The 26,503-nt window shown below is 45.5% G+C and carries 29 protein-coding genes; 11 read left to right on the top strand and 18 right to left on the bottom strand.

Going from position 1 to position 26,503, the window contains the following annotated elements; all coding sequences use genetic code 11:
* The first annotated feature begins 21 nt into the window (after window positions 1–21).
* The 10 genes from NE619_RS03935 to yneA all read left to right on the top strand — a co-directional run bounded on the left by NE619_RS03935 (window position 22) and on the right by yneA (window position 12,372).
* Window positions 22–1,212 (top strand): pyridoxal phosphate-dependent aminotransferase, encoded by a 1,191-nt coding sequence (locus NE619_RS03935; RefSeq protein ID WP_256131067.1) that lies wholly within the window; start codon window positions 22–24, stop codon window positions 1,210–1,212.
* A gap of 92 nt (window positions 1,213–1,304) precedes the next feature.
* On the top strand, window positions 1,305–3,908 hold the full coding sequence (mutS, locus tag NE619_RS03930; RefSeq protein WP_256131066.1) for a DNA mismatch repair protein MutS: 2,604 nt from the start codon (window positions 1,305–1,307) through the stop codon (window positions 3,906–3,908).
* Window positions 3,909–3,925: 17 nt separating this feature from the next.
* Window positions 3,926–5,812, top strand: a complete 1,887-nt coding sequence (gene mutL / locus NE619_RS03925; protein WP_256131065.1) for a DNA mismatch repair endonuclease MutL — start codon at window positions 3,926–3,928, stop codon at window positions 5,810–5,812.
* Complete coding sequence (gene miaA, locus NE619_RS03920) at window positions 5,813–6,742, top strand: tRNA (adenosine(37)-N6)-dimethylallyltransferase MiaA (RefSeq protein ID WP_256131064.1); 930 nt, start codon at window positions 5,813–5,815, stop codon at window positions 6,740–6,742.
* Window positions 6,721–7,863 (top strand): tyrosine-type recombinase/integrase, encoded by a 1,143-nt coding sequence (locus NE619_RS03915; RefSeq protein WP_256131063.1) that lies wholly within the window; start codon window positions 6,721–6,723, stop codon window positions 7,861–7,863. The genes miaA and NE619_RS03915 overlap by 22 nt, the downstream gene beginning before the upstream one ends.
* A 54-nt stretch (window positions 7,864–7,917) precedes the next feature.
* Entirely contained in the window at window positions 7,918–9,471 is a 1,554-nt protein-coding gene (locus NE619_RS03910; protein ID WP_256131062.1) for a GLUG motif-containing protein, read from the top strand.
* 27 nt (window positions 9,472–9,498) lie between these two features.
* A complete protein-coding gene (locus NE619_RS03905) occupies window positions 9,499–10,794 on the top strand; it encodes an aminotransferase class I/II-fold pyridoxal phosphate-dependent enzyme (protein WP_256131061.1) in 1,296 nt (431 codons plus the stop codon).
* Between the two features lie 34 nt (window positions 10,795–10,828).
* Window positions 10,829–11,560, top strand: a complete 732-nt coding sequence (locus tag NE619_RS03900) for a TVP38/TMEM64 family protein (RefSeq protein ID WP_256131060.1) — start codon at window positions 10,829–10,831, stop codon at window positions 11,558–11,560.
* Window positions 11,561–11,569: 9 nt separating this feature from the next.
* Window positions 11,570–11,833, top strand: coding sequence for a hypothetical protein (locus NE619_RS03895; protein WP_256131059.1), 264 nt, complete (start codon window positions 11,570–11,572; stop codon window positions 11,831–11,833).
* Window positions 11,834–12,111: 278 nt separating this feature from the next.
* Entirely contained in the window at window positions 12,112–12,372 is a 261-nt protein-coding gene (yneA, locus tag NE619_RS03890; RefSeq protein ID WP_256131058.1) for a cell division suppressor protein YneA, read from the top strand.
* A 795-nt stretch (window positions 12,373–13,167) separates the two neighbouring features.
* Here yneA and NE619_RS03885 read toward each other — a convergent pair.
* From NE619_RS03885 to NE619_RS03840, 10 genes are all read right to left on the bottom strand, one after another.
* Window positions 13,168–13,920: an NERD domain-containing protein gene (locus NE619_RS03885; protein WP_256131057.1), complete on the bottom strand. Its 753-nt coding sequence runs from the start codon at window positions 13,918–13,920 to the stop codon at window positions 13,168–13,170.
* Window positions 13,921–14,043: 123 nt separating this feature from the next.
* Window positions 14,044–14,625, bottom strand: coding sequence for a zonular occludens toxin domain-containing protein (locus NE619_RS03880; RefSeq protein WP_256131056.1), 582 nt, complete (start codon window positions 14,623–14,625; stop codon window positions 14,044–14,046).
* Window positions 14,626–14,702: 77 nt separating this feature from the next.
* Entirely contained in the window at window positions 14,703–14,957 is a 255-nt protein-coding gene (locus tag NE619_RS03875) for a hypothetical protein (RefSeq protein WP_256131055.1), read from the bottom strand.
* A 12-nt stretch (window positions 14,958–14,969) separates the two neighbouring features.
* Window positions 14,970–16,556 carry a hypothetical protein gene (locus NE619_RS03870; RefSeq protein WP_256131054.1) on the bottom strand — a complete coding sequence of 529 codons (1,587 nt, stop codon included), beginning with the start codon at window positions 16,554–16,556 and terminating at the stop codon, window positions 14,970–14,972.
* Window positions 16,557–16,610: 54 nt separating this feature from the next.
* Window positions 16,611–16,769 carry a hypothetical protein gene (locus tag NE619_RS03865; protein WP_256131053.1) on the bottom strand — a complete coding sequence of 53 codons (159 nt, stop codon included), beginning with the start codon at window positions 16,767–16,769 and terminating at the stop codon, window positions 16,611–16,613.
* A 14-nt stretch (window positions 16,770–16,783) separates the two neighbouring features.
* Window positions 16,784–16,933: a hypothetical protein gene (locus NE619_RS03860; RefSeq protein WP_256131052.1), complete on the bottom strand. Its 150-nt coding sequence runs from the start codon at window positions 16,931–16,933 to the stop codon at window positions 16,784–16,786.
* Between the two features lie 276 nt (window positions 16,934–17,209).
* Window positions 17,210–17,464, bottom strand: coding sequence for a hypothetical protein (locus NE619_RS03855; RefSeq protein WP_256131051.1), 255 nt, complete (start codon window positions 17,462–17,464; stop codon window positions 17,210–17,212).
* Window positions 17,457–18,167, bottom strand: a complete 711-nt coding sequence (locus tag NE619_RS03850) for a rolling circle replication-associated protein (protein WP_256131050.1) — start codon at window positions 18,165–18,167, stop codon at window positions 17,457–17,459. The genes NE619_RS03855 and NE619_RS03850 overlap by 8 nt, the downstream gene beginning before the upstream one ends.
* Before the next feature lie 50 nt (window positions 18,168–18,217).
* Complete coding sequence (locus tag NE619_RS03845) at window positions 18,218–18,424, bottom strand: hypothetical protein (RefSeq protein WP_256131049.1); 207 nt, start codon at window positions 18,422–18,424, stop codon at window positions 18,218–18,220.
* A 42-nt stretch (window positions 18,425–18,466) separates the two neighbouring features.
* Window positions 18,467–18,661 (bottom strand): hypothetical protein, encoded by a 195-nt coding sequence (locus tag NE619_RS03840; protein ID WP_256131048.1) that lies wholly within the window; start codon window positions 18,659–18,661, stop codon window positions 18,467–18,469.
* Between the two features lie 290 nt (window positions 18,662–18,951).
* Between NE619_RS03840 and NE619_RS03835 the strand changes: the two genes are divergently transcribed.
* A complete protein-coding gene (locus NE619_RS03835; protein WP_256131047.1) occupies window positions 18,952–19,347 on the top strand; it encodes a hypothetical protein in 396 nt (131 codons plus the stop codon).
* 212 nt (window positions 19,348–19,559) lie between these two features.
* Here NE619_RS03835 and NE619_RS03830 read toward each other — a convergent pair whose 3' ends face one another.
* From NE619_RS03830 to alaS, 8 genes are all read right to left on the bottom strand, one after another.
* On the bottom strand, window positions 19,560–20,735 hold the full coding sequence (locus tag NE619_RS03830; protein WP_256131046.1) for a GreA/GreB family elongation factor: 1,176 nt from the start codon (window positions 20,733–20,735) through the stop codon (window positions 19,560–19,562).
* A gap of 237 nt (window positions 20,736–20,972) precedes the next feature.
* Window positions 20,973–21,356, bottom strand: coding sequence for a lipocalin family protein (locus tag NE619_RS03825; protein ID WP_256131045.1), 384 nt, complete (start codon window positions 21,354–21,356; stop codon window positions 20,973–20,975).
* Window positions 21,357–21,377: 21 nt separating this feature from the next.
* The gene (locus NE619_RS03820; RefSeq protein WP_256131044.1) at window positions 21,378–21,782 is read right to left on the bottom strand and encodes a lipocalin family protein; all 405 of its coding nucleotides are present in this window, start codon (window positions 21,780–21,782) and stop codon (window positions 21,378–21,380) included.
* Between the two features lie 68 nt (window positions 21,783–21,850).
* The gene (locus NE619_RS03815) at window positions 21,851–22,339 is read right to left on the bottom strand and encodes an acyl-CoA thioesterase (RefSeq protein WP_256131043.1); all 489 of its coding nucleotides are present in this window, start codon (window positions 22,337–22,339) and stop codon (window positions 21,851–21,853) included.
* Between the two features lie 87 nt (window positions 22,340–22,426).
* Entirely contained in the window at window positions 22,427–22,900 is a 474-nt protein-coding gene (locus NE619_RS03810; protein ID WP_256131042.1) for an acyl-CoA thioesterase, read from the bottom strand.
* Between the two features lie 41 nt (window positions 22,901–22,941).
* Window positions 22,942–23,367 carry a Holliday junction resolvase RuvX gene (ruvX, locus tag NE619_RS03805; RefSeq protein ID WP_256131041.1) on the bottom strand — a complete coding sequence of 142 codons (426 nt, stop codon included), beginning with the start codon at window positions 23,365–23,367 and terminating at the stop codon, window positions 22,942–22,944.
* Between the two features lie 65 nt (window positions 23,368–23,432).
* Window positions 23,433–23,663, bottom strand: a complete 231-nt coding sequence (locus tag NE619_RS03800; protein WP_420314505.1) for an IreB family regulatory phosphoprotein — start codon at window positions 23,661–23,663, stop codon at window positions 23,433–23,435.
* 177 nt (window positions 23,664–23,840) lie between these two features.
* A complete protein-coding gene (alaS, locus tag NE619_RS03795) occupies window positions 23,841–26,462 on the bottom strand; it encodes an alanine--tRNA ligase (protein ID WP_256131039.1) in 2,622 nt (873 codons plus the stop codon).
* Window positions 26,463–26,503 lie beyond the last annotated feature (41 nt).

Genomic DNA, 26,503 nt, shown 5'->3' with positions numbered 1-26,503 from the left:
AAGAAAAGGAGAATAGTGAGAATGAAGTTATCAGACAAGGTGCTGGCGATGCAGCATTCGCCGATCCGAAAGTTCAATCCCATCGCGCAGAAAGCAAAAGACGCCGGTAAAAAGGTGTACCATCTGAATATTGGTCAGCCGGACATTGAAACACCCGGCTGTTTTATGGATGCGATTAAGAACATGGACGAAAAGGTCATCGCCTATGCTGAATCGGGCGGTGTTACCGTTTTGCAGGACGCCATCTCGGACTATTTCAGACAGTATGGAATGGATTATGGAAGAGACAATATGATCGTTACTAACGGCGGTTCAGAAGCGCTGAGCATGATTTTCATATCCCTGCTCAACCCCGGGGATGAAGTGCTGATTCCGGAACCGTTCTATACCAATTATCATACATTTGCCACCATGGCCGACGGTGTTGTGGTTCCCATCACCACCACACCGGAAGAAGGATACCACTATGCGGACGCGGAAAAAATAGAGGCGGCCATCACACCGAAAACCAAAGCTATCTGCTGTATCAGTCCGGGAAACCCTACGGGTGTTGTGCTTACCCTGGACGAAATGAAGCTGATCGGCGAAATCGCCAAGAAGCATGATCTTTGGATCATCGCCGATGAAGTGTATCGTGAATTTGCCTATGACGGACGGCAGGTAACGTCCTTTGGAATGCTGGACGATCTGGCGGACCGGGTAATCATCGTCGATTCCGTTTCCAAGCGTTTTTCCGCCTGCGGAGCCAGAATCGGCTGCGTAATTTCCAAGAATAAGGAACTGATGGACAACCTGATGAAGATTGCCCAGGGAAGACTCTGCTCACCGACCGTAGAACAGATCGGAGCAGCAGCCCTTTATAAGCTTCCAAAATCTTATTATAATGAAGTCCGCGCTGAATATGAAGCAAGGAGAGACGCCGTCTATGAAGAACTGATGAAGATTCCGGGGGTTGTCTGCCAAAAGCCCGGCGGAGCATTTTATCTGACCGCCAAACTGCCGGTGGATGACGCCTCGGAGTTTCTCATGTTCCTGCTGACCGAGTTTGACCATAACGGAGAGACTGTCATGTTCTCGCCTGCGGAAGGCTTTTATGCCACACCGGGACTGGGCAGAGAAGAGATGCGTATCGCTTATGTGCTCAATAAAGAGGACATGGCCCGCGGAGTCGAACTGATCCGTTTGGGTATCGAAGCATACAACAAACGATAGCTTTACAGGCCCTGAGAGGCAAAGGGCGCTTCTCGGGGCACTCTTATATTTGTCCCTGATAGAAACAGACACAGAAAGGATTCAAAAAATTTATGGCACTGTCACCAATGATGCAGCAATATATAAAGATTAAAGAAGAATATCAGGACTGTATCCTGTTTTTCAGACTGGGAGACTTTTACGAGATGTTCTTCGAGGACGCAAAGACGGCTTCCAGAGAGCTGGAACTGACCCTGACCGGAAAGAACTGCGGCCAGGAGGAGCGTGCTCCCATGTGCGGCGTGCCCTTTCATTCCGCCGATACATATATTGCGCGGCTGGTGGAAAAGGGTTATAAAGTAGCCATCTGCGAACAGACGGAGGACCCGTCTCAGGCAAAGGGAATTGTCAAGCGGGAAGTAATCCGCATTGTTACACCCGGTACGGTCATCAGTCAGACCATGCTAAAGGAAACGGAAAACAATTACATAGCCTCTGTTTTCAGCACGGAAGGCAAAACGGGTTTTGCTTACTGCGACGTTTCCACAGGAGAGATCTATGCTACGGAGCTGCCTCTGGAAAACAGCTTTGAAACGCTGCTCAACGAGCTGGTAAAGATCAAAGCCAGAGAAATCCTCATCAATGAAGACCATTCCTTAGACATGGATGAAATGAAACAGACTGCAGAAGCCTACTTCAATCCTCTGGGCGGTGATTATTACAACGACAGGGCGGTCACCGACGCAGTGCTTCGCCAGTTTAAGGTTAAGGCCCTTCTGGGGCTCGGTCTTGAGGAGGGTACGGCCGCGGTGCGGGCTCTGGGTGCCATGCTGCTCTATCTTCATGAGACGCAGAAAAACAGCCTGGAGCATATCTCCTGGCTCCATCTGTATAAAATGGGAACGCATATGGCCCTTGATAAAGCCACTATAAAAAACCTGGAGCTGACTGAGACTCTTTTTGAAAAAAAGATACAGGGCTCCCTCCTGGGCGTTCTGGATAAGACCAGCACGGCCATGGGATCCCGCAGACTGAAACAGTGGCTCAAGGAGCCGCTGAACAATGCCCGCGATATCAATATGCGTCTTGAGGCCGTGGAGGTTTTGACCGATGACCTGCTGATGCGAAACAATATCCGGGAAAGCCTGAAACAGATTTATGACTTTGAACGGCTGTCGGGGCGGATCGCCTGCGGCAGCGCCAATGGCAAGGACTTGATCGCTCTGCGCAATTCCTGTTTTGTTCTGCCGGACATCAAAAGCGACCTTTCCGGCACAGACAGCCTGCTTTTGAAGGAACTGGAACAGGAAATCGATGATCTGAAGCCGGTCTATGATCTGATTGACCGGGCGATCGTAGAAGAGCCTCCCTTTGCCATCAAAGAAGGCGGGATCATTAAAGAGGGCTATTCCAAAGAACTGGATGAGCTGAAATTTTCCATCAAGGACGCACAGAACTGGATCGCACAGCTGGAAAGCGCGGAAAGGGAACGGACCGGCATCAAGAACCTTAAAGTCGGATTCAATAAAGTGTTCGGTTATTATCTGGAAATCACCAAGTCCTATTACGATATGATCCCGGAAAACTACGTGCGCAAGCAGACCCTGGCCAATTGTGAGCGTTTTATTACTCCGGAGCTTAAAGAGATGGAAAGCCTGGTTCTCAACGCGGAGGTAAAGATCAATCAGATGGAATACGATCTGTTCACCCAGGTGCGCAGTGAGATCCAGGGATATATCCGTCAAATCCAGAAAACCTCCGCCGCTGTTTCCGGTTTGGATGTTCTCACATCCTTCGCATTGGTGGGCCAGCAGAACAATTACGTGAGGCCGGTGGTTGACGAAAGCGATACCATTGAAATTGAAAAGGGCCGCCATCCGGTGATTGAGCAGACCATCCGGGACGGAATCTTTGTCAGCAATGATATCTATCTGGACAGGAATAAGGACAGCCTGCTTTTGATTACAGGCCCCAACATGGCCGGAAAATCCACTTACATGCGCCAGACAGCGCTCATTGTGCTCATGGCCCAGTCAGGCTGCTTCGTACCGGCGGAGAGCGCCCGCATCGGCCTTGTGGACCGCATCTTTACCAGGATCGGAGCTTCCGATAACCTGGCGCAGGGGCAGAGCACCTTCTTTGTGGAGATGAGCGAGCTGGCTTACATTCTCAATTCGGCCACTGAAAAGAGCTTGATTATTCTCGATGAGATCGGGCGGGGAACCAGCACTTACGACGGGCTGTCCATCGCCTGGGCGGCCGCTGAGTATCTGTGCAGAACAAAGAATCAGGTGCGGACGCTGTTCGCTACCCATTATCATGAGATGACAACCCTTGAGGGGCATATGAAAGGATTGAAGAATCTCAATGTGGATGTGGCTGAGGAAAACGGAAACGTGGTTTTTCTTCACAAGATCGTTGAAGGCAGCGCCAGCCGCAGCTATGGCATCCAGGTGGCAAAGCTGGCCGGCGTACCGTCCCTGCTCCTTGAGCGGGCGGCGGATAAATTGAAAGAACTGGAGGAAGGAAGACCGGCATCGGAGCTTGCGCCTTACGATGAACCGGCCCTTCTGGCAGAGGAAGAACAGCAGATTTCCTTTTTCGGTTTTGCGCCCAATCCTGTGGTGGAGCGTTTGAAGGCGCTGGATCTGATGAATCTCACTCCGTCAGAGGCATTTAAAATATTGGAGGAATTAAAAGAGGCAGCCAAGGGATAAGGAGGGGAACTTCTGTTATGATTCGGATTTTAGAAAAAGAAGTAGCGGATAAAATCGCAGCCGGCGAGGTGGTGGACAGACCCCTTTCCATTGTCAAGGAACTGGTGGAAAATTCCATTGACGCCGGAGCATCCGCCATTACGGTAGAAATCAAAAAAGGTGGAAAAACTTATATAAGGGTAACCGACGACGGCAGCGGCATCGAAGCCGATCAGGTAGAAACAGCATTTCTGCGTCATGCCACCAGTAAGATTTCTCAGGCCCGGGATCTGGAAAGCATTGAGACGCTGGGTTTTCGCGGGGAAGCGCTGGCCAGCATCTCAGCGGTGTCCAGAACCGAAATCATAACAAAACCAGCTGCCGCGGCAGCTGGGGTACGGCTGGTGATTGAGGGCAGTCATCCAGCGGAAAAGGAAATGACCGGATGTCCGGACGGTACAACCATCGTGGTCCGGGACTTGTTTTATAACACGCCTGCCAGACAGAAATTCATGAAATCCGATGCGACCGAAAGCAGCCTGGTCATCGAATTTGTTTCCCAGATTGCTCTGGCCTACGCAAACCTTAAAATCCGCCTTATCAGCAATGGCAATCTGCTCTTTACCACCCCGGGCAGAGGCGACCGGCATAAAAACATTCTTACGGTTTTCAGCAGAGAAATCAGCGATGACCTGATTCCTGTACGGGCTGAAAAGGATTATCTTTCCCTGGAAGGTTACATATCTGGTCCGGGGCAGAGCCGCGCCACCAGAAAGCACCAGATTTTCTTCATTAACGGCAGAGTCGTGAACAGCAAGATCCTGCAAAAAGGTATCAGCCAGGCATATTCGGACAAACTCTTTGAAGGAAGGTTTCCCGTAGCATTCCTGTTTCTAAGGGCAGACCCTGCGGTTCTGGACGTGAATATCCATCCCAATAAACGGGAAGTCCGCTTTAACGATGAGGCCTTTGTGACCGAGTTCGTACACCATGCCCTCCGTCAGGCGCTCCTTTCCAGGGAATCCATACCGGAGGTAAAGGAGAAGGACCTTTTTCGCAAAGAACCGGAACCGGCCCCGGAGGCAAGGAAAACTGCAGAAGCGATCCCTGCGCCCAGACCGGCGACCGTGCCTCCTCCTGCCGAAGAACAAGTTGATATAAAAAAATTATTGTCAACCTTGCGCCAAGAAGAGGAAAAAAAGGAACCGGCAATAAGAGAAGAGGTTGCTTCTTACCAGGCAAAAAAGCAGGAAACCGGCCATCAGAAAGAGAAGCCCCCAGCAAAGGAAGAGCCTTTCATTGGGGGTGAAAAAGCAAGTAAAAAAACGCCCAGGACGCCGGCGCCTTTTGACTTTGATGAGCTGACCGTTACCGGCTCCATATTCGGAACTTATATTACTGCCATCGATGAAACCTGTTTTTACCTCATCGACCAGCATGCGGCTCACGAGCGGATCTTCTTTGAAAAGCTGATGGACCAGTATCGAAACTCCGAAAAGCACAGCCAGCCAATCATGCTCCCAATCATGCTCAATGTTTCCTATCAGGTGGCGGAAGAGCATGAGGATTGGGTAAAGGCTCTTGCGCAAATGGGCTTTTCCGTAGAGGAATTCGGGCCCAAGACCTATATTGTCAAGGAGATCCCCATGTTCATGGAGCTTGCGGAGGCAGAGCGTTTTCTCAACGATTTTGCCGACAGCGTTTCCGACGGTGTAAAACTGGACAATATTCCTGCAATTGAAAAGCTGACTATGCGTTCCTGCAAGAGCGCGGTCAAGGCTCACGATTATCTCAAAGACAGCGAGATTGAGCAGCTGATCGCAGATCTGAAGAACTGTGAAAATCCGTTTTCCTGCCCCCACGGCAGGCCGACATTTATAAAAATGACCCAGTACGAAATTGAAAAGATGTTCAAGAGGGTGTAAATGAAAGAAATTTTAGTAGTAGCCGGACCCACGGCCGTAGGAAAAACCGAATATTCCATAAAGCTGGCTCAGCGCCTGGACGGAGAAATCGTGTCCTGCGACTCTATGCAGCTCTATAAATTCATGGACATCGGCAGCGCAAAGCCGACAGAAGAAGAACGGGCCCTGGTGAAGCATTATCTCGTTGATGAGATCGATCCCAGGGAGCCATTTTCTGTGGCCGAATATCAAAAACGGGCAAAGGCCGCCATTGCTCAAATCCACGAAAAAGGGAAACTTCCGGTCATTTCCGGGGGTACCGGTCTGTATCTCAATTCCCTGCTCTATGAAATGGACTTCAGCTCTCCGCCGAGAAAAGACGGATACCGCAAAAAGCTGGAGCTGCTGGCTGATATGCAGGGAAAAGAGGCCGTTTATCGGCTCCTTGAGGAAAAGGACCCGGATGCGGCGGCCCGGATTCATCCCAATAATACGAAAAAAATCATCCGGGCGCTGGAGGCCGTGGAGACCACCGGACGCGGGATTCCGGCCTTTACGGAGGTGAATACGCCGACAAAGGATTACCGGCCGCGGCTCATCGGTCTTACAAGGGACCGCGGAGAGCTCTATAACCGGATCAACGCCAGAGTGGAGATCCTCATGGAGCGGGGTCTGCTGGCGGAAGTAAAAGGACTTTTGGATATGGGACTTTCCGAAGACAATATTTCTATGAAGGGAATCGGTTATAAAGAACTGATCTGCTATTTGCAAGGGGAATACGATCTTGATACGGCAGTGGCGAAAATACAGCAAAACACTCGAAATTACGCAAAAAGACAGTTAACTTGGTTCCGCAGATATGATAGAATTAATTGGTTCGACCTTTCCCTGTATGAAAGCAGTGAAAAAGCTTTAGAGGATATGATTTTATGGCTGGACAAAAACAAATAAAGGTTCATAATAAAAGTAGTAAGCCTGACAATATTGTCATGAAGGAACATGAGATCGTCTGCCAGTGTGAAGAGATCGAAAGTGAGCTTCCTCGGTTCCTCCGGGGATTTTTCGCGTACCTTCGCGGCAATGTGCTCCCCATGACCAGATTGGCGTATCTTCATGATATTAAGTTTTTCTGCGATTATCTCATCAAGGAAACGGCCCTTTCTGAGGCTGAAAATACAAAAGATATCAAGCTTTCCGACTTTGACTCCATCCGGGCGGTGGACGTAAATGCTTTCATTGACTACTGCAGAAGATATGAAGTTGTAACGGACGATTCGATTATTGTTTATGAAAACAACAATAAGACCCTCGCCAGAAAAAAATCATCCGTTTCTGTCATGTTCAAGCAGTTGTACCGGGATGAGCTGATTAAAAAAAACATTACGGACGGTTTTGATCCGATCCGCGTCCCCAAGGCAACCGAAAGGGAAATCAAAGCACTTCAGGATGATGAAGTGATGATTATGCTGGACGCGGTCACCACCGGCAGTCACTTGACGAAAAAAGAACGGCAATTCTGGGAAAAGACAAAAAAACGGGATAAAGCCATTCTGCTGCTTTTCCTCACCTATGGCCTCAGGCTTTCGGAGCTGCAGCAGCTCAATGTTTCATCCTTCAATTTTTCGCGGGGAGAATTTACGATCTACCGAAAGCGAGGCAAAGAGTCCAACATGCCTTTAAACCAGTCGGTAACCGGAGCGGTGAGGGATTACATAGAGGAAGAACGGGCGGATGACAGCAAGCTGGACGAAGTCCATAAGGACGCACTGTTTCTTTCCCTTCAGGGCAGGAGGATGACCGAACGGCAGATTCGGGAACTGGTCAAAAAGTATACGTCCATTGGCCTTTCCACTTCCAGGAAGTCCGGCTACAGTCCCCACAAGCTCAGAGCTACCGCGGCCACCAGTCTCATTGGGCGCGGTAATTCCATCTTCGATGTTCAGGCTCTGCTGGACCACGAACAGGTGACGACGACTCAGCTTTATGCCGCGCATAAGATGAATGTCAAACGTGAGCTGGTCAAGGACATGGAATGGGAATTGGAGCGAACTGAAGGAAAGAAGAAAAAATAATTAAAGCATGACAATGATACAGTGTCTGGTTCGAGAAAGGAAAGAGAAAAGGAAATGAAGAAAAAGGCCTTTATCTGCACCTGTGCAGCATCTTTATTAATATGCAATTGTGTGACCGCGGTACCTGCCTTTGCCGCCGACTATTCTTTTATACAGAAGGTCGAAAATCTTCAATATGACGCGGAGTTCCAGGCGGAACTGGCAGAAGAAGAGGCAATCAAAGCAGGCAAGGCCGATACCAGCTGGTTCGATCCGGAGGATCCCAGAGAGGTATATGAGATCACCACTGAACAGCAGCTCTTTGGGCTGGCAAAGCTGGTCAATACCAGAAAAGTCACCTGGAAGGTCAATAAAGTCCATACCTTCAAGGGTATCACAATAAAACTGATGAACGATATTAATCTGACAAAGCCCTGGCAGCCCCTCGGAGGCTCTAATGTGCACACCTTTGAAGGCGTGTTTGAAGGAAACGGACATACGGTTTCCGGAATAAAAATCAGCGGAACGGACAGCGACAATCAGGGATTTTTCGGCTATCTCAGCGGGACCGTGAAGAATCTGAACCTCTCGGGAAGCATCAGCACCTCCGGCAGCAGCATCGGAGGCCTTGCCGGTACGATGGCCCGCACTGCGGCGGTTGAAAACTGTAACATAAACGTGGAGGTTTCGGGTGCGGATAAGATCGGCGGGGTTGTGGGCGAAAACAATTCCGGACAGGTGATAAGCTGCCATAACCTGGGAAATGTGAAGGGATATGTCAAGGTCGGCGGCGTCGTAGGCGAAAACTGGAACGGCAGTATTGAAAAATGTTCCAACGAAGGAAGGGTTGTTTCCGAAGGCAAGGGCGTGGGAACCTACGGTACCGGCGGTATCGCAGGAAGATCCGTAGCCAAATCGGCAGTTATTAAAGAGTCTTTTAATAAAGGAAACATCTATTCCGGCAACGAATGTGCCGGCGGGGTTGTGGGCTATACCAACGCTGTGGGCTCCACGGTGGAAAGCTGTTACAACACCGGTTCTGTTTCAGGCCCCAAGGACGGCTCCTACGGCTATGTGGGAGGCGTAGTGGGCAGTATTGGGGAGGATGGAGTAAAGCTTCGCAATTCCTATAACGCCGGAATCTTAAAAAATGGTAAATATATTGGCGGTGTACTTGGAAATTACACCGCAGACTATTATAATAGTATTGAGGTTTCGATCTCCAATAACTATTACCTGAACAGTTCCGCGAATATTGCCGTAGGAAAAGACAGAGAAGGCAAGGGGAAAAAGCGGTATTCACAGACCATCACGCCCAAGGCTTCCGGAGACATGCGGAGCACCCATATGTCCGCTGAGCTGGGAAACGCATACCGGCCGGATACCAGCGGCATGTATGGCGTCAACAACGGCTATCCGGTTTTTAACTGGCAGGAGGCCAGCGAAATCGACAGGGATGCGGTATTGGAGAAATTGAAGATTCGTTATAAATCTCAATTCAAAAAATTCTTTGAGGAAAACGCTTACGGAACAGCTTCCGGAGATTTCATCCTGGAAATGTTCAATCCCCACGTCTTTATTGAAAACATGCTTTCCGAGGCGGAAGACCAAAAAGAATCCTCAAAATAAATACTATGTAAAACGAAAGAGGAAAACATGCAGACAAATACCTATCGATTATTATCAGAAGAATTGAAGATCGCACCTGGCGTGCTGGATCATATCGCAGAAGCAGAAGCCGCGGTTAAAGGTCAGTTTGAGCACTTGGACGATATTATGGCATATAACCAGTATAAGGTTCTGACCGCGTTTCAGAAGAACCGGATCAGCGATACTCATTTTGCCTGGAATACAGGGTACGGTTACGACGATGCCGGAAGAGACGCTCTGGAACGGGTTTATGCGGATATTTTTAAAACGGAAGCCGCGCTGGTCCGGCCGATTATCGTCAATGGAACCCATGCGCTGACACTGACGCTTACCGGTATCCTGCGCCCGGGCGACGAACTGATTTACTGCACCGGCGCGCCTTACGATACGCTGGAGGAAGTGATCGGAATCCGCGGAGAAGGGAAGGGGTCTCTCAAGGAATTCGGAGTCAGCTATAAGCAGGTTGAACTCACGCCGGAAGGTAATATTGACTTAGACGCATTAAAAAAAGCCATTACGGAAAAGACCCGTATGGTCACCGTACAGCGCGCTACCGGGTACGGGTGGAGAAAGGCCATCACGATCCCTCAGATTCGCCAGTGGGCGGAGTTTGTCCATCAGATCAGCCCTGACATCGTCTGTATGGTAGACAACTGCTACGGCGAGTTTTTGGACACCGAGGAGCCAACGGAGGTAGGCGCAGATGTTCTGGCCGGTTCTCTGATTAAAAATCCCGGGGGCGGTTTGGCTTTGACAGGCGGTTACATTGCGGGCAGAAAAGACCTTATCGAAAATATTTCCTATCGCATGACTTCGCCCGGAATCGGCGGTGAATGCGGCCTTACATTCGGACAGACCCGGACCATGTTTCAGGGGCTGTTTCTTGCGCCTAAAACAGTAAACGCCGCGGTAAAGGGCGCGGTACTGTGCGCAAAAGCCTTCGAGATGCTGGGCTATGACGTATGCCCGAAGGCCGAGGACACAAGGAGCGATATCATCGAAGCCGTAAAGCTGGGCAGCCCGGAGGCTGTTGTTGCTTTCTGTGAGGGGATTCAGGCAGCGGCGCCGATCGATGCTTATGTAAAACCGATTCCATGGGATATGCCGGGATATGAGGATCAGGTCGTTATGGCCGCAGGAGCTTTTGTTCAGGGATCTTCCATTGAGCTGAGTGCTGACGCGCCGATTCGCAAGCCGTATATCGTATATTTTCAAGGGGGACTCACTTACGAACACTCGAAGTTCGGCGTAATCAAAGCTATGCAGACTCTGCACGAGCAAAATCTAATTTCACTGGTATAAAACAAATAACGGGTAAGGGGATTGATTGTTAACCATGGATAGAAATAAGAAAGAACGATTACGAAAAAGAATTAAAATATTTACAACGATTTTGAAGCTGGCACTGCTGCTGTTCATACTGGTAGGTCTGCCGCTGTATATTTATTTTTTCCAGCCTGAGATCATCGAACGTATGTCCAGCCTGGAAAACGTGAATGCCTTTTTTAAGCAGTACAAGGCTCAGAGTATCTTCGTGTATATCGGCGCACAGATCGCGCAGATCGTTATTTGTATCATACCGGGTCAGTGGCTGCAGTTTGCCGCCGGGTATATGTACGGTTTTTGGCTGGGTTTTTTATTTTCGCTCATTGGAGCGGCCATCGGCTCCGTACTCACATACTATCTGGCAAAGCTTTTGGGCCACGACGCGATGCATCTGATCTTTGGAGAACAGAAGATCAATGAATTCATCCATAAGCTCAATAGCAAAAAAGCCATTGTGGTTGTATTCCTGATCTTTTTAATACCAGGAGTACCTAAGGATCTGTGCAATTACGCAGCCGGTATTTCTGAGATGAAGCTTAAACCGTTTTTAATCGTTTCTCTGATCGGGAGAAGCCCTGGTATGATGGGTAGCCTTTTGATGGGCAGGCAGATCGAAGCGGGAGATTATACGGGTGCTATTGTCATTGCCGTCATTGCGGTGGTCCTTTTTATCGTTGGTATCGCCATGAGGAAGAGACTGACCGTTTGGCTGGATAAAGCCTACGACAAGCTTTATAAATAGGAGACTTCTATGAAGAACAACCTTAACTTTATTTTATACGGGATCGCTTTGGTTATCATTTTGATTCCCATAGCCATGACTGAGGCGTTGCACCGGCCCATGGGACAGCCCGGCGAAACCTGGGTGCTGTCGGCAGGCTTGGTTCTGCTGATCCTGGGAAAGCTTTTCTCAATAAAAAAGAAGCGGCAGGTAACCGGGGAATCCATATTCCTGGATCTGGTGATTGTCGTCTGTCTTGTCGCTATGATCATATGGATGTTTTTAAAACTGTAAGAATAGGAATTTAAAAAGAGAAGCAAGCGCGGATATCTGATTGATAGGCCGCGTTTTTACTATGCGGAAAATATCGAATGTCCAGCACCCTTGTAAAATCTACTATAAAGTTCGGCCTCCATATCGAACAAATGTTTATTTTGACTTGACAAAGAATGTATGTTCGTGTATTATGTTCATATAGATAAGAACAAACGTTCAGAAAGGGTAGGCATATAGATATGAGAAAACAAACAGGAAGAAAGAAATATAGAATAAAATCCAGAATGAGATTTACTGTGTTTATTGTTTTAACCCTACTTATAACAGCTACCGCCGCCACAACGATTTTGGGCTTCAACAATGCTGACGGTATGACAAAACAGGAATATATCCAGGTACAGGTTGAATCCGGAGATACCTTATGGTCCATAGCTGACCAATATATGCCGGCGGATATGGATCGCCGCGAATCCGTATATATTATAAGCCAGACGAACGAAACTTCCGCATCTGAGCTTTATCCCGGACAAACGTTAAAAATACCGGTAGAAGTATAGATACTGGAATCCGTCACTGTATGAAAAATCGCTTAAAACGCAAAATAGAGCCTCATGATTCAAGACGATGGAATAGACCTTGCAGTTTATTTTAAACAACAGATTTTAGAAAAGAGGCAGCTTGTTATTCTACGATTGCAGACAATTTTCGTTTTGGTTGTCTGCAAATCAAAATTGATTGTCGGAAGAAAAGCTATACATTGGCAGACCTTGCGCGGCACGAGAATAATAGGTAACAGCAATAGAAAATACCAGTGTTTCGACATTGGCAGAATGAAAAGCAATCCCTAAACCAATATTATATAACTTACTGGAAAAGCTTCGGGCCGCCAATTGTTCGAAGTTTTTCTATTTGTATGGCATTATGGCTATTACATTTCCGAAAATTATGATTTTAGGAATAGTTTCCTAACCTTGATGTAATGTTATCACGCTCCCCCGTTCCTTGTCAAGCACTTTCTTTAGAATTTTGGCTTTTGAACATAAGAACGTACCAAACTTCACTAATAACCGCTATATAACAGACCCGAATAATTGAGCGACTATACTCCATAAACCAGGACAAGCGCAATTATTCGGAAGGTATAGAACTACCTTCCGTAGTTCTATGATTTTTATTATACAATAAAAGCCTTTGAACCGTTTTTAAGAATCCACGAGACAAAGGCTTTTGCACTATATTCTATTTTTTCTTATAGGGATGGCCTTGCTTTATTCTTCTGGCCGTATGGCCCATTCCCATGGCTCCGCTAGGTCCCCCCGCTTTGCGGGTCCCACCTTGGGAATGGGAGTTACCTATTTCTTAAGAGTAAATCTACACTTTGGATAATTACTACAACCAAAAAACTTACCGTACTTACCGTTTCTTTCTATAAGAGTTCCACCACATTTAGGACAAACTCTCTGTGCTATACTGACTTTATTCGATTTTACATTTCTCCGAATATTGGAATTATGGATTTTTCTAATTTCTTTTGAACTGATATTGAGTGATTGTATTTTTTTCACAATTCCGTCCAGTTCAGTACAACCAAGCTTCTTCTCTTGAAAAGATTCAATAAATAGTTTCAATTTACTGGTATAAATAACCGGCTGAACAGTTTTGACTTTTAAATTTGAATTTGTAGAAAACACAACAACAGGAATAAATTTATCTTCTGTCAATCCAAGCGATTTTTCTAAGGTTTTTACATGTCCATAGTTTTGTTTTAGTGGATTGTGAAAAGTGTATTTTTTTCCATACATGTTTTTTGTCCATGTCTCTGCAAATTCACTGCCAGTAATCAATCCTTTGTAATTCTTTGTTTCTATAACAAAAATACCATATGAAGAAACTACGATATGATCAATTTGAGTTGTTCGATCATCTACATAAAGCATAACATCATTTAAAACCTTATAATAATCAGAAGGAAGCCGGGAAAGAATGCGAATAACCGCAGACTCACCAATATGCCCTTTTATCTTTGGAGTCAATATCTTAATCAATGTACTGACTATGAATACAAAAACCATAACTGAAATAATAAGTGTAATTGATTGAGTCATAACAAAAACCTCCTACCACATTATACCAAATGTAGTAGGAGTGAGCAATTCAAAGCTGTGTGACACGGTTCAAATGTCTGTCCGGATCGCCTGCACGCTCACGGGGGTGCCCCCTGTCCCCCGCTACTGCGTGCCTGCGCTTCCGTCAAACATGGCGAATGTGTCATACAGTTTTGCTATGCCTTTCCTGTATAAAATGATTTCACTGGATATTTTCATACGCTGTCCATACCATCTATGAACGGCTAAGAAGGCCGAAAACGGCAGGATACGGAAATAATTATTGACTTTTAGATGCGCTACTTCATATTCGACCAAACAACGAATCTGACGGTCAATCATGCGGTCAAACTGTGCAATCAAAATGATCGTAAACCCAAGTTTCCTATGCTGACTGAAGAATTTTATCCAATCCATGCGATTTGAAGCTTGACTGTTCCAGTTACGACTGTTAAAGATAAGCTGTGCTTCATCAAGAACGATAAGTGTTTGACCCTCTTTGTTCGGCTCGTGATATTCTTTCGCAAAATCAACCAAATAATCAACCGTGATTTCATCATTATCCAGACAGACAAATTCGGCTCCCTTGTAATTAATGGGAAAGTTGGCGATCACAAGCTTTTGCCGCCTGAGCCAGCTTTTAATGTTAACCACGGCATGATAACTTTTTCCACTTCCAGGCGTACCACTAAACAAATAAATCATACAAATGCTCCCTTCCGTGTCTTTGCTCCAAGCGGTCATAAAGGCTACGCCCTTACTCCCGATCGGAGCCGCAGACACTATTCGATAGCCTTTACCCAACGGGCAATAACGCTATATAAATAATAAACTCCAACACAAATCAGCCACGCTTGGCCAATCGCAATAAACTCGTAGATCGGAATAAAATAGTTGATATCGCTGAGCAAACTGCCAAACCCACTGGCATGTATGATAGAAAACGGACTATCAGGTAACAGGTTAACCACCCACGCCAAAACAGAAGCAACGATATCGAGGATTTTCTGGCAGAACGAACCCAACATTTTAAACATGAAAAAACCTCCTTACCACTTCATAAGACTGCGAGTTCTGGTTATCAGGATATAGCTAAAAATCACGATACAAAACAGGCGAAAAAATTTGATCGGCGTGGAAAACTGGGACATATCAACCGTATGCTTTACCTTCCAAAAACTTGTGTTCACGTCAACATGGAGCTTATAATTCGAAGCGTCGGCCGACCAGACCGCAATGCAATCGTAGAAGTCAAACGGAATACAAAAAGGAAACTTATCTGACAGTCCAATGCTTTTGAATCCATCAAAGGACAGGTCAAAATCAGAAGGTTTAAACATATCCCTCAGCGTTGCGGCGATATCCTTGACTCCTGTGTAAACCCCTTCCCCTACAGATGCCAATGCGTCCGTGAGGGTATCGGCAATTGATCGAACGCCCGCATAAATATCAGAGAGTATTCCCGTCTTTGCGTCCGTGTCAACAAGGGAACCATGCACGGGGCAATCCTTAGCATAATCGTTTCCGACACAAATGCAGTCAGGGCAACCGATTCCATGAAGTGGACACGCCTTGTTAATCACATCATTGGAACAAATACACTGGTTCGGATTTACCGCACCACCACCGTAAATCACGTCTTCCGCAGTGAGTCCGACATAATCGTCAGGGTTTTCCGAAATGCTCCCATTCGTATCAGGTGCCACGAACCACTGACCTTCCTTTAGTTCGTCCAACTTTTTATTTACATCGTCCAAAGTTACTGTTGTAGGATTAGACTCACCAACTACAGTTTTATCAACGTCAATAGTTTGAGTATGTGTATGTTCTTCACTTCCATATTGAGGATTTATACATGAAGTTATTTGCTCATATTGATAAGACTTATTTGTCTCTCCAATGTAACGGATATATACATTAGTTGAAACACAACCCGATAATTCACCAGTACGAGAGTTTACAGAAGCATAATGATAACGGTTATCCATTTTATAAGTATTAATATCATGATCGCCAATAGCACGAGAATAGAAACAAAAAGGAGTCTTTGTATAACTATAATCAAAAGAAAGGCCATTAAATGGGAAAACGCCAAAAATAAGAACTCTTGTGCTTGCATACGGATTACTTTCAATAAAATGCCCCAATTTTACATTACCAAGTTTATAAATCTCTCGAGAATCAAATTCAGAATCAAATACATATGATCCCCCTTTCTTAATCAAATAAGTTGAATGATCGACATTTAACTCTGCCGTACCTTTCCAGATACCATTTTCAATGTTACCGCCGAACTCTGCCTGAATTGGAAGGTTTTCTTCCTTCCAAAAAGACTTTACTGCGTCAATTAACTCTCGGCTAATTGAATACAAAATGACCCCACCTGATGCAATTTGAATTTTATCAGCTTTTACTTGATCTAAAATAGCTTGAAACAATGCTGTATCCTTATATTTCGACATAAAACGGTCAACAGCATCCGAACTACCAATAGTAATACCACAAGCCGCCAAAATACCAACTACGAGAAGAGGAGGGATTGCAGCAGGAACTGCATGAGCCTTTTCATATGAGCCAAAAAAAGCGCCTAATCCAATCATACAAGCCAACAATATTGATAAAACACGTTTTCTCATAACATTCACCTCACAAAATAAGGGAGCAGTTTCCTGCCCCCTCTTACTGGCTGACTATTTTGCCATGCCCTTGAATTTGCTCCAGAGAACTTTAGCTCCCCAAAACACGATACCAACGCCAATGGCAGCGGCAATGATCGGAGCGGCATCTCCCAAGACATCCGTACCCGCTTTTGTGATCTGCGTCACAATCGCACTTGCGTTTTCTTCCATACCTTACTCCTTTCTTACTTCGCCATGCCCTTGAATTTACTCCAAAGAACTTTAGCTCCCCAGAACACGACACCAACGCCAATGGCGGCGGCAATGATCGGAGCGGCATCAGCCGTAACGCTAGTGGCGGCCCCTTTAATTGCATTGATTACACCCTCTGGCATAAGAACCTCCTTTCAAAAATATCTTAGATAATGACAATGGTTCCGCTATATATTACGCATGAATTGAAATGCGTTAGCGACAAAATAGTTCACAATGAGACACACGCAAAAAGCACCAAAAACAACGAAATACTCATGCACAAATTCATCTGCGATCATATCTACTAATGCCCCCTCATGAAAAAGAACGACAACACAGCAAAGGCGGTTAAAATTGCAGTCTGCAATATCTCGAACCCGCAGATACTCTGCAACAAATCATTCGTAGTAGTTAAATCAACCAACTTTCGACACTCCTTCCTTTGCGTCATACTGAGAAACGCGACAAGGGCTGTTTAATGTCCTCCACGCATCACACAGTACAGCGCCAAGCTGAATAACAATAAAGCTATCTTCTTTCCCCCAGACAAATTTCTCAAGATCAAAGTTACGTTCCTCAAGATCGAACAAAACCGTGACATTTTTTCCCTCTCCATTCCGTATAGTCAAACTGCCTTCCGCATAAACCTCACATTTATTCTTTTTATTCATGTTCGTATACCTCTGTATAATACTTGACTTTCATTCCAGTTGCTTCTATCTCCCGTTCAACCCCTTTTGCCTTATAATAGTTCACATGGGCGTAACTCTTGCAGGGTTCCCTGACAATGTCACCCCCTGCAAAGTAAACGTTTCCAAATATCTTTTTCGTGTCCTTCGTGACGTACTTGCAGATATATCGGGAAACTGCGACCTTCTCCCCATCTATCCGAACAGCCGTTGTATAACCGAGCGTCCAATCCTCAAGATTGTAAATAACCTGACCTTTACACGTATGTTTTCCGCTATCTGTGACATGGAAACGACCCGACATAAGGCCATGAAAATGAATCGCTCCATCTTTATGCAATTCAGGCACTATGATGTATCTGGCGTCTTTCCTTTGCTTTTGATTTCGCAACCAGTTTTTTAGCTTTTTCCCAACATCTAAAGAATCGTAACGATTAACGAACGCTCCATTAAGCGTAAGGGTGACGAAATATTCAAAGTCGTTTAAATAAGCGATATCAAAGATCTTATCCACCGCACGTTTTAGACTATCGGGTCTTGTTTCGTTCTTATCTTTGCTATAGTCCTTCCGTTTACTTTCTGTAGGGAGTTTATCAGGATTATACACAGGATAACTGAACGTAACCGTCTTGTCGAAGTCAGGATAATGCCTGATGCACTGGTTGACTCTACCGTCCTTGCCCATCAGGGTGAGCGCAATTTGTGGCTAATATCAAGTATAGCCACCGCCGAATATCAGTCAGCGGTCGGGAGTATAACATGGTGCTTTCCATCGGTTACTTGGATGTCAACGCCCAACATGCGAAACGAAGACAACCTGCCACGGTATTCACTTTCTACCGCAGATTTAGCAATACCGTCTAATTGCGCAATGATCTCGTATTGTGAATCAAGAACTTCCTCAATAACCTTTATTTTCGTTTCATTAATGGAAATATTCATGCTATGCCCTCTCTTTCTATACCTGATACCAAAAAACCACTGCTACTGACGAGCTGGTCGCACGCCGAATTTACCGTCATTCCTTGCATAAATCACAAGGGTGATTTCCTGACCGGCCTTAATATCTTCTTTCGAATACACATGACCCACTGAACCGTCTGCGCAAAGCACATTTACCTTGTTCATCTTTGTGCCGTTAAAATCCTGCTCCTGTACTGAAATCACTTTTACTTTCATGTCTTTACCTCCGTTTTTCTCAAAAAATAAAAAAACCTAACCTTGTGTAAGGTTAGGAAACTATCCCCAAAATCACCATTTTAGTAATAAATTTCACCTACGGACGTTTTGGGAAGATACCGATATTTGAGAAAAAGCGAAGGTGCTTTTACATCTTCCTTTCTCTGTCAATCTATTCCTAAAATGGGTGTTCTATTTTAGGAATAGTTCTTTGGGACTCCCTGCCCCTAAAGTAAAAGCCATTTTATAATATACAAAACATAGTATAATACTTTTACGGGAGGTTGATTATGGACACCGCTATTATAATTTCAATTGTTACTCTATGTCTCTTTACACTAGTCTTAATAGGATTCTTCATAAAAAAATTGAAGAAAATCTTAAAAGAATCAATAGAAGGTTATTCAAAAAAAGATATCGCTTACGGTATAACATTCACTGTAATGGGAATTATACTCTTCCTGATTATGGCCATCTTTGTTACATTGCCCACGTTAATAGCACCTTATGACCCCACTTTGGATCAAAATGTAGCTCCTAATATAATAGGAAACAGCACTACGTTAATAGCAAAAATAATGGCGATAATAATCAATATTTTTATCCCGATATTTATCTTAACAGCAATCCAAGAAGCGAATGTTAATCACCCCGATTATTCCGGTTTCGGCTATCATCCTATATAACTATGCTGATAAGAATATCACAAGCCGCAGTATTTTTTTCGACACCTACCCTATTGCAATATTTGGTGCAGCGGTACTGCTCCTTGTAATAATGTGGAGCATAGTCGGCAAAATAAAAAGAACTCAAGATAAAAAGAAAAGAAGGCGTTATTAAGTCTTCTTTTCTTTTATCTATTCCATTGAGCGTAAATTTAAATGACGTTACTCAGGACTTACTTATCATCTTTTTGGAGAGGCTTATTCAATACCTTCAAGGCCGGCTTGCCAGCAGCATTTCTTTTATATTTATCTTCTCTAGCACGCCCACTTCTTGATGCGTTACCTCGCACAGAAGGACCATACAAATGTTCATCCATATGTTCATTGAAATAGAAATCCAGTTCAATCGCAGTTTCATCAAGAACTATTTTCTTATCGTCACTATGAAGGGCAGCTTCATAATTTCTAAAAATAGTCTTCCCTACTTGATAATAATAGCCATCTACTATTTTTCCATTTTCAAGCTTTAACCTAAGTTTATGTTTCTTATCGTCAAAACGAATAATTTCTCCTTTACGCACTTTATTACGATATTTATAATAAAGCTTTTGCCCTATATAAAACATACTCATGCCAAGAGGCGTTCTATTGGATATTGCTTCTTCATCATTCATATTGTCATCAGGTTTTACAAAACGATAATTTTCTCTTTCCCTTGTATCAATATTTACGATCTGAACATCACAACCCGGATGCACGAACACATTTGAGCTCAAATCAAATTCCTTTATTTTATAATCGTATCTACTCCAATCATCTTCTTTTTGGATCCCTGGTTTAGAATACTTTTCAGAGGTCTGTATAAGGTCTTGAGGTAAAGGTTTGGCATTCGGTTTAATTGCTACACCGCGAGGGGAATCATATAATCCAGAACCTGTAAAACTAAATGCCGCACTGCTGCTTAACACAAGATCAGCTGTATCCTTTTTATTGGATTTTGGCTTTGGTCTGGGTTTAACCTTAGTCCCTGGTTTTGGACTGAACTTAGGTACATCTTTTAAACGGACAAAAACTGTCTTACCCACTTTGTCGATCCCAGCAGCAAACTTTTTATCACCATTACACGTGACAGTAATTGCATCTATGGTTACATCCAATACTTTACAGCTTTTTATATATCCGGCATCATTGTAATATAACAAATCCCCTTTTTGAATTTCAGCTGCAATATACGTTGTGAAAAAACAACGCTCTATATCACTCACTGTGCAGATTTCACGGATACCATCATCATCCTCTAGCAATAGACGTGCAGGCGTAACCGTTTTATCATAAGCGATGATTTTATAAGGCATGACTTTATTGCCTTCTCTGCGATATAATTTGTCCCCAACATGTAAAACATTCATAGATATACCTGCCTTACAAAGTTTACTTGCTTTTTATCAGTATACCGTATCTCATAAAACTGCACAAGCATGGGCTGTCGTCTTATGTGCTTATCAAGCTGGATCATTAGATGAGTAAGGAACAAAGTTGACATAAAAAAACTATTGCTTCATTTTTTAAATCAAACAATAGTTTTCTCATTTCTACACATGGGTATTTAATTTAATGTAGGATCTTTGCCAGCTTTATTTCAAAGATTATTGCTTCTTTTCAAATACAAGTTTTCCGCCGCTTTGCTCTGTGCTTAGTTTATTATCTTCCAAAGTGAATTCCAACGAAACGTCGCTGTTGTCCGTCACATGGTATTTGCCATCTTTCAGCTCCCATTTTCCGCTTCCTTTATTGCCCAGCATATCCACATCTACGGTGTTGTCACCGTTAAAGGTGATAACCGGTGTTTCCGTATAATTTGCGGCCTTGAGAAAGTCTGCTGCCGACATTTCCTGGCCCATGGCGCTCACGGAAGTCATCTCCCAGGTGCCCACTACCGGATCATCGCTGGAATCCCCACATGCGGTAAAAGCAATGCACAGCAGAATGGCTACGGAAATAACCGATAGTATTTTTCTTGCCTGTTTCATCTTCGTTTCCTTTCGTTTGCCTTATTTTTTCCGATAGGTCAGCGCAAAACCGTCTTGTTCCATCTTCAAAGAGGAATCGGTCAGTTCCAGATCCTTTTTGACTTCCTCGTCGCCCGATTTATAAGTGATGGAATAAGATCCGCTTTCTTCAAGCCAGGTGCCGGTTCCGGAGTTGCCGTCCACATCCAGAGTAACAGTTCCATCATCCTCGAAAGTCAGCGCCGGAACTTTGCTGACTTCGGCGGATTTCATATAGTCATCCGCGCTCATTTTGCTGCTGCCGGTTCCGATTTCCGACAGTTCCCAGGTGCCAACAATTGCCGTGTCTCCGCCCTTCTTCTGGCTGCCCTGACCGCAGGCGGACAACCCAACGCATAAAACCATTGCCAAGATCAATGCTATAGCCTTATTTCTCATCTGATACATAAAACAAAACTTCCTTCCATTCTTCTTTTGTATCTAAAATTATACAGAACAATTCAAACGAATTCAATTTATTTTCTTAAAGCCTTTTTTCGGTCAATATAAGCTTTTGCCCGTTCATAGAGCGTTTTTTCATCATCGGTCTGCGGCGTATATGGTTTTACCTGCTGGGGCTGGCCGTTCTCATCAATACAGACCATAGTAAAGTAAGCAGATAAAGCAACCTTTGCGTTCTCTTCGGATTTTAGATTTTCCGAATTCACGGTCACCAGAACTTCGATCGAAGTGCGGCCTACATATACGATTGAGGCCGTGCAGACAACAAGGTCGCCCACATGGACCGGGAAGTGGAAGTTCATTTCATCCACCCTGGCTGTCACGCAGTCTGCCTTGGCATAGCGCATCGCTACCGCCGCCGCTGCCGTATCCATAAACTTCATAACTTCTCCGCCGTGCACAATGCCCAGTGCATTGGCATGGTGGGGCATCATTACCTGGCTCATTACAATCTGATTTCTTACGTCCATCTTTGTCATCATTCCTTTCAAGTTCCTTTCCAATACAAAGGTTTCCCCTATGGTATCGGTGCTATTCCTGTTATTATGATAACATATAATGAACGAAGGCGTCAGATTTAACGGAAATCGTTATTTGGATTTCTTGGCCAGCTCCTTTTTCCTTTGCACGTGTTCTTTTGCTTCTTCATACAGGCGCAGCTCGTCTTCGGTCTGCGGTACATAATCGGCTACGCACTGGGGCCGGCCGTTCTTGCCCATGCATACCATCGTGAAGTAAGCAGACAGGGCCTTCTGCGGCTTGCTGTTGGACTCCAGGTCCTCCGCTTCCACGTTTACAAGAACTTCCATAGAGGTACGGCCCACATACACGATGGAAGCCGTACAGGTTACCAGCGCCCCTACGAAAATGGGCAGATGGAACTCCAGCTCATCTACTCTGGCTGTTACGCAGTTTGCTTTGGCATATTTCATCGCCACGGCTCCTGCTGCTGTATCCATAAATTTCATGATCTCTCCGCCGTGTACGTTCCCGGCCACATTGGCCTGATGCGGGAGCATTACCTGACTCATCACAATCTGATTGCTTACATTCATATTTTTCATACTGTTTTTCCTCCTCAAATGTCTTTCTATTTCCAAACATGCTAAAGTGTGTCCAGATAGCCTTGCAGGATCAGCACTGCCGCCTGTTTGTCGATTACTTCTTTACGTTTTTTCCGGCGAACGTCGCCTTCGATCAGAACCTTTTCCGCCATGACGGTCGTCAGACGCTCATCCTGGAAAACGACCTTGATATGTCCCATACCGGAACTCTTCATCTTATTCTCCAGCATGGTTTTAAATTCATAGACTTTTTCTGTCTGAATGCTGTCGGTACCGTCCAGCTTTTTGGGAAGTCCGATGACGACTGTGTCACAGTCGTGTTCTTTGATGAGATCCATGACTTTTCCCGCGTCCTTGCGGATGCCTACCCTTTCTATGGTAGTGATTCCCTGAGCTGTAATCAGCAAAGGATCGCTTACCGCCACGCCGATGGTCTTATCTCCAACATCCAATGCAATTTTTTTCATAAGTATTCCTCGCTTAAACAAAAATAAGCGGACCGAAAATTACATGGCCCGCTCTTCTCAACTCTCTATTTATGTAGATAAGATTTAATCAGTTCCTCTACCAGATCGTCACGTTCGATATGCCCGATAATGTTTCGCGCGTTGTTGTGGCTGGTGATATAGGAAGGATCTCCCGACAGGATATATCCCACCATCTGGTCAATCGCGTTATAACCTCTCTCCTCCAATGCATCGTACACAATATTTAAAATTTCTTCAATAGTCCGTTGTTCTATTTTATCGAAATTATCGTACATTCTTGTCTGTCTGTCCATGGCATATACCTCCTTACCAATCTCTACTTTGAGTTTCATTATACACTTTTATACAATAAAGCACAAGGGATTTTGTGTGATTTCACAAAGACTTAACATTGCCGCAGCGCAAGGCCCTGCTGCGGCAAATATTGTATGGAATCTGTGATATTCTGCGCTTTATAGCAGGCTTTCGGCAACTGCGAAAGCATCCTTGATCTTGGAAGGATCCTTTGCTCCGGCCTGAGCCATATCCGCTTTACCGCCGCCGCCGCCGCCGGCTGCCGCTGCGATCTGTTTAATCATTTTTCCTGCGTGGTAGCCCTGATCCAGAAGATCATCTGTGAGCGAAACCAGGAAGGTTACCTTTTCGCCGTTCTGCGTCGCAAATACCATGGCGACGTTTTTATGAGCAGCCTTTATATCGTCCGAGAGGCCGCGGAGATCGTTGATCGTATAATCCTTGAACGCTCTGGTGATAAGAGTGATACCGTTCACCTCTTTCGCATCCTCGAACATCTTGTCCATGGCATTGCCGATGGCGTTCTTCTTGAACTCGTCCAGCTCTTTTTTCACGGACTTGATCTCTTCCGTCAGATTAGCCAGCTTTGTCAGCAGGCCGGACGGATTGGTTTTCAGCACCGCCGCCGCCTCAGCGATGGTAGCTTCCGTATCCTTTACTTTCTGCAGCAGCGCTGTTCCGGTGATGGCTTCGATTCGGCGAACGCCTGCGGCTACCCCGGATTCAGAAAGGATTTTGAAGGCTCCGATCTGGCCGGAATTGGCAACATGGGTGCCTCCGCACAGTTCCTTGCTGTAATCCCCGACGGAAACCACACGTACCACATCGCCGTATTTTTCGCCGAACAGTCCGATAGCCCCCTCTTTTGCCGCTTCTTTCAGCGACATCTCCTTGGTGGAAACCGGTATGAAATGACTGATCTTGTCGTTTACGATTTCCTCTACCTTATTAATTTCCTCAGCGGTCATGGCTTCAAAATGATTGAAGTCAAACCTGAGTGTGTCGGCTGTAACGCTGGAGCCGGCCTGCTGCACATGGTCCCCCAGCACTTCCTTCAGTGCTTTGTGGAGCAGATGGGTAGCAGTATGATTTCTCGCAGTATTATTTCTGTTGGGCGCGGAAACCAGACAGTTCACTTCATCTCCGATGCGCAATTCGCCTTTAAGACCTTTGATCTTATGGGCAAAGAGATTCTGGAATTTGATCACTTCCAGAACTTCTCCCGCAAAGTCGTCGTTGTAGATGATTCCCAGATCTCCGGCCTGACCGCCGCTTTCGGCGTAGAACGGAGTCTTATCCAGCGCGATTCTGCAGACTTCGCCATCCTTCAGACAGCTAACCGGCTTTTTATCCCAGAACATGGCTTTAACGGTACCGGTATCCACTACTGTATCATAGCCGGTGAAAACCGTGCTCCCCTCAAAGACATAATCCGTCGCAGCCTCTTCCCAGCCTGCGTCTTCCTTGGATCTCTGAGCAGCTCTTGCCAACTCCTTTTGATGCTCCATATGCTTATTGAAGCCTTCCACATCGGCTTTGCAGCCCTGCTCCTCCAGAATTTCCTGCGTAAGCTCCAGAGGGAAACCATAGGTGTCGTGAAGCTTGAACACCTTTTCTCCGTCCAGAACCGTTTCGCCGGCAGCCTTCATTTCTTTTACGTATTCTTCAATGATGCTGCTTCCCTGGTCGATGGTGCTGCTGAATTTATCTTCTTCAATGGAAATGACTTTTTTAATATATACCCGTTTTTCTTCCAGCTCCGGATATGCTTTTCCGGAAATCTCAATGACTCTTCCGCACAGGTCCGCCAGGAATGAACCTTCGATACCCAATAACCTGCCGTGACGGGCCGCTCTGCGGAGCAGTCTTCTCAGCACGTATCCTCTGCCCTCGTTGCTGGGGATAATACCGTCAGCGATCATAAAGGTAATGGAACGCAGATGATCCGTGATAATGCGGATGGAAACATCGGTGGGGGCCTGTCCGTTTTCGTATTTCACACCGGCCTTTTCCACTACGCCGTCCAGAACATAGCGGACCGTGTCGATATCGAAAATGGAGTCCACACCCTGCATGATGGTCGCCAAACGCTCCAAGCCCATACCGGTATCGATGTTAGGGTGAGCCAGATCCGTATAGTTACCGTTCTCGTCCCTGGAGAACTGAGTAAATACGTGGTTCCAGAATTCGATATAGCGGTCGCATTCACAGCCGGGCTTGCAGTCCGGATTGTCGCATCCGTATTCTTCCCCCCGGTCGTAATATATTTCTGAACAGGGACCGCAGGGGCCTGTCCCGATTTCCCAGAAATTATCGTCCTTGCCCAGGCGCACGATCCGCTCTTCCGGGAAACCTACGATATCCTTCCAAATGTCGTATGCTTCATCGTCTTCTTCGTAGACGGAAACCCAGAGGCGATCCACAGGAAGGTCAAGCACCTTTGTCATGAATTCCCATCCCCAGGTGATGGATTCCACTTTAAAATAGTCGCCGAAGGAAAAACTCCCCAGCATTTCAAAGAATGTGCCGTGACGGGACGTGTAGCCTACGTTTTCGATGTCTCCGGTACGGAGGCACTTTTGGCAGGTAGTCATTCTCTTTGAAGGCGGAGTCTCAATGCCTGCAAAGTACGGTTTCAGCGGCGCCATTCCTGAATTTATTAAAAGTAAGCTCTTATCGTTTTCCGGGATAAGAGAGAAGCTTTTTCTTTTATAGTGGCCTTTTGTTTCATAGAAGCTCTGAAAGGCCTCTCTGATCTGATTAAGTCCCAACTTTTCCATTATGATTTATTCCTCCTGAATTTATTAAACAATTGCCCATA

This window comes from Anaerovorax odorimutans, assembly GCF_024459955.1.
Classification (GTDB): Bacteria; Bacillota; Clostridia; order Peptostreptococcales; family Anaerovoracaceae; genus Hominibacterium; species Hominibacterium odorimutans_A.
This window is presented reverse-complemented; position numbering and strand designations above follow the sequence as displayed.

Coding starts and splice junctions, on each gene's coding strand:
- NE619_RS03935 (WP_256131067.1), top strand. CDS start 22: ATGAAGTTATCAGACAAGGTGCTGGCGATGCAGCATTCGCCGATCCGA.
- mutS (WP_256131066.1), top strand. CDS start 1,305: ATGGCACTGTCACCAATGATGCAGCAATATATAAAGATTAAAGAAGAA.
- mutL (WP_256131065.1), top strand. CDS start 3,926: ATGATTCGGATTTTAGAAAAAGAAGTAGCGGATAAAATCGCAGCCGGC.
- miaA (WP_256131064.1), top strand. CDS start 5,813: ATGAAAGAAATTTTAGTAGTAGCCGGACCCACGGCCGTAGGAAAAACC.
- NE619_RS03915 (WP_256131063.1), top strand. CDS start 6,721: ATGGCTGGACAAAAACAAATAAAGGTTCATAATAAAAGTAGTAAGCCT.
- NE619_RS03910 (WP_256131062.1), top strand. CDS start 7,918: ATGAAGAAAAAGGCCTTTATCTGCACCTGTGCAGCATCTTTATTAATA.
- NE619_RS03905 (WP_256131061.1), top strand. CDS start 9,499: ATGCAGACAAATACCTATCGATTATTATCAGAAGAATTGAAGATCGCA.
- NE619_RS03900 (WP_256131060.1), top strand. CDS start 10,829: ATGGATAGAAATAAGAAAGAACGATTACGAAAAAGAATTAAAATATTT.
- NE619_RS03895 (WP_256131059.1), top strand. CDS start 11,570: ATGAAGAACAACCTTAACTTTATTTTATACGGGATCGCTTTGGTTATC.
- NE619_RS03885 (WP_256131057.1), bottom strand. CDS start 13,920: ATGACTCAATCAATTACACTTATTATTTCAGTTATGGTTTTTGTATTC.
- NE619_RS03880 (WP_256131056.1), bottom strand. CDS start 14,625: ATGATTTATTTGTTTAGTGGTACGCCTGGAAGTGGAAAAAGTTATCAT.
- NE619_RS03875 (WP_256131055.1), bottom strand. CDS start 14,957: ATGTTTAAAATGTTGGGTTCGTTCTGCCAGAAAATCCTCGATATCGTT.
- NE619_RS03870 (WP_256131054.1), bottom strand. CDS start 16,556: ATGAGAAAACGTGTTTTATCAATATTGTTGGCTTGTATGATTGGATTA.
- NE619_RS03865 (WP_256131053.1), bottom strand. CDS start 16,769: ATGGAAGAAAACGCAAGTGCGATTGTGACGCAGATCACAAAAGCGGGT.
- NE619_RS03860 (WP_256131052.1), bottom strand. CDS start 16,933: ATGCCAGAGGGTGTAATCAATGCAATTAAAGGGGCCGCCACTAGCGTT.
- NE619_RS03855 (WP_256131051.1), bottom strand. CDS start 17,464: ATGAATAAAAAGAATAAATGTGAGGTTTATGCGGAAGGCAGTTTGACT.
- NE619_RS03850 (WP_256131050.1), bottom strand. CDS start 18,167: ATGGGCAAGGACGGTAGAGTCAACCAGTGCATCAGGCATTATCCTGAC.
- NE619_RS03845 (WP_256131049.1), bottom strand. CDS start 18,424: ATGAATATTTCCATTAATGAAACGAAAATAAAGGTTATTGAGGAAGTT.
- NE619_RS03840 (WP_256131048.1), bottom strand. CDS start 18,661: ATGAAAGTAAAAGTGATTTCAGTACAGGAGCAGGATTTTAACGGCACA.
- NE619_RS03835 (WP_256131047.1), top strand. CDS start 18,952: ATGGACACCGCTATTATAATTTCAATTGTTACTCTATGTCTCTTTACA.
- NE619_RS03830 (WP_256131046.1), bottom strand. CDS start 20,735: ATGAATGTTTTACATGTTGGGGACAAATTATATCGCAGAGAAGGCAAT.
- NE619_RS03825 (WP_256131045.1), bottom strand. CDS start 21,356: ATGAAACAGGCAAGAAAAATACTATCGGTTATTTCCGTAGCCATTCTG.
- NE619_RS03820 (WP_256131044.1), bottom strand. CDS start 21,782: ATGTATCAGATGAGAAATAAGGCTATAGCATTGATCTTGGCAATGGTT.
- NE619_RS03810 (WP_256131042.1), bottom strand. CDS start 22,900: ATGAAAAATATGAATGTAAGCAATCAGATTGTGATGAGTCAGGTAATG.
- ruvX (WP_256131041.1), bottom strand. CDS start 23,367: ATGAAAAAAATTGCATTGGATGTTGGAGATAAGACCATCGGCGTGGCG.
- NE619_RS03800 (WP_420314505.1), bottom strand. CDS start 23,663: ATGTACGATAATTTCGATAAAATAGAACAACGGACTATTGAAGAAATT.
- alaS (WP_256131039.1), bottom strand. CDS start 26,462: ATGGAAAAGTTGGGACTTAATCAGATCAGAGAGGCCTTTCAGAGCTTC.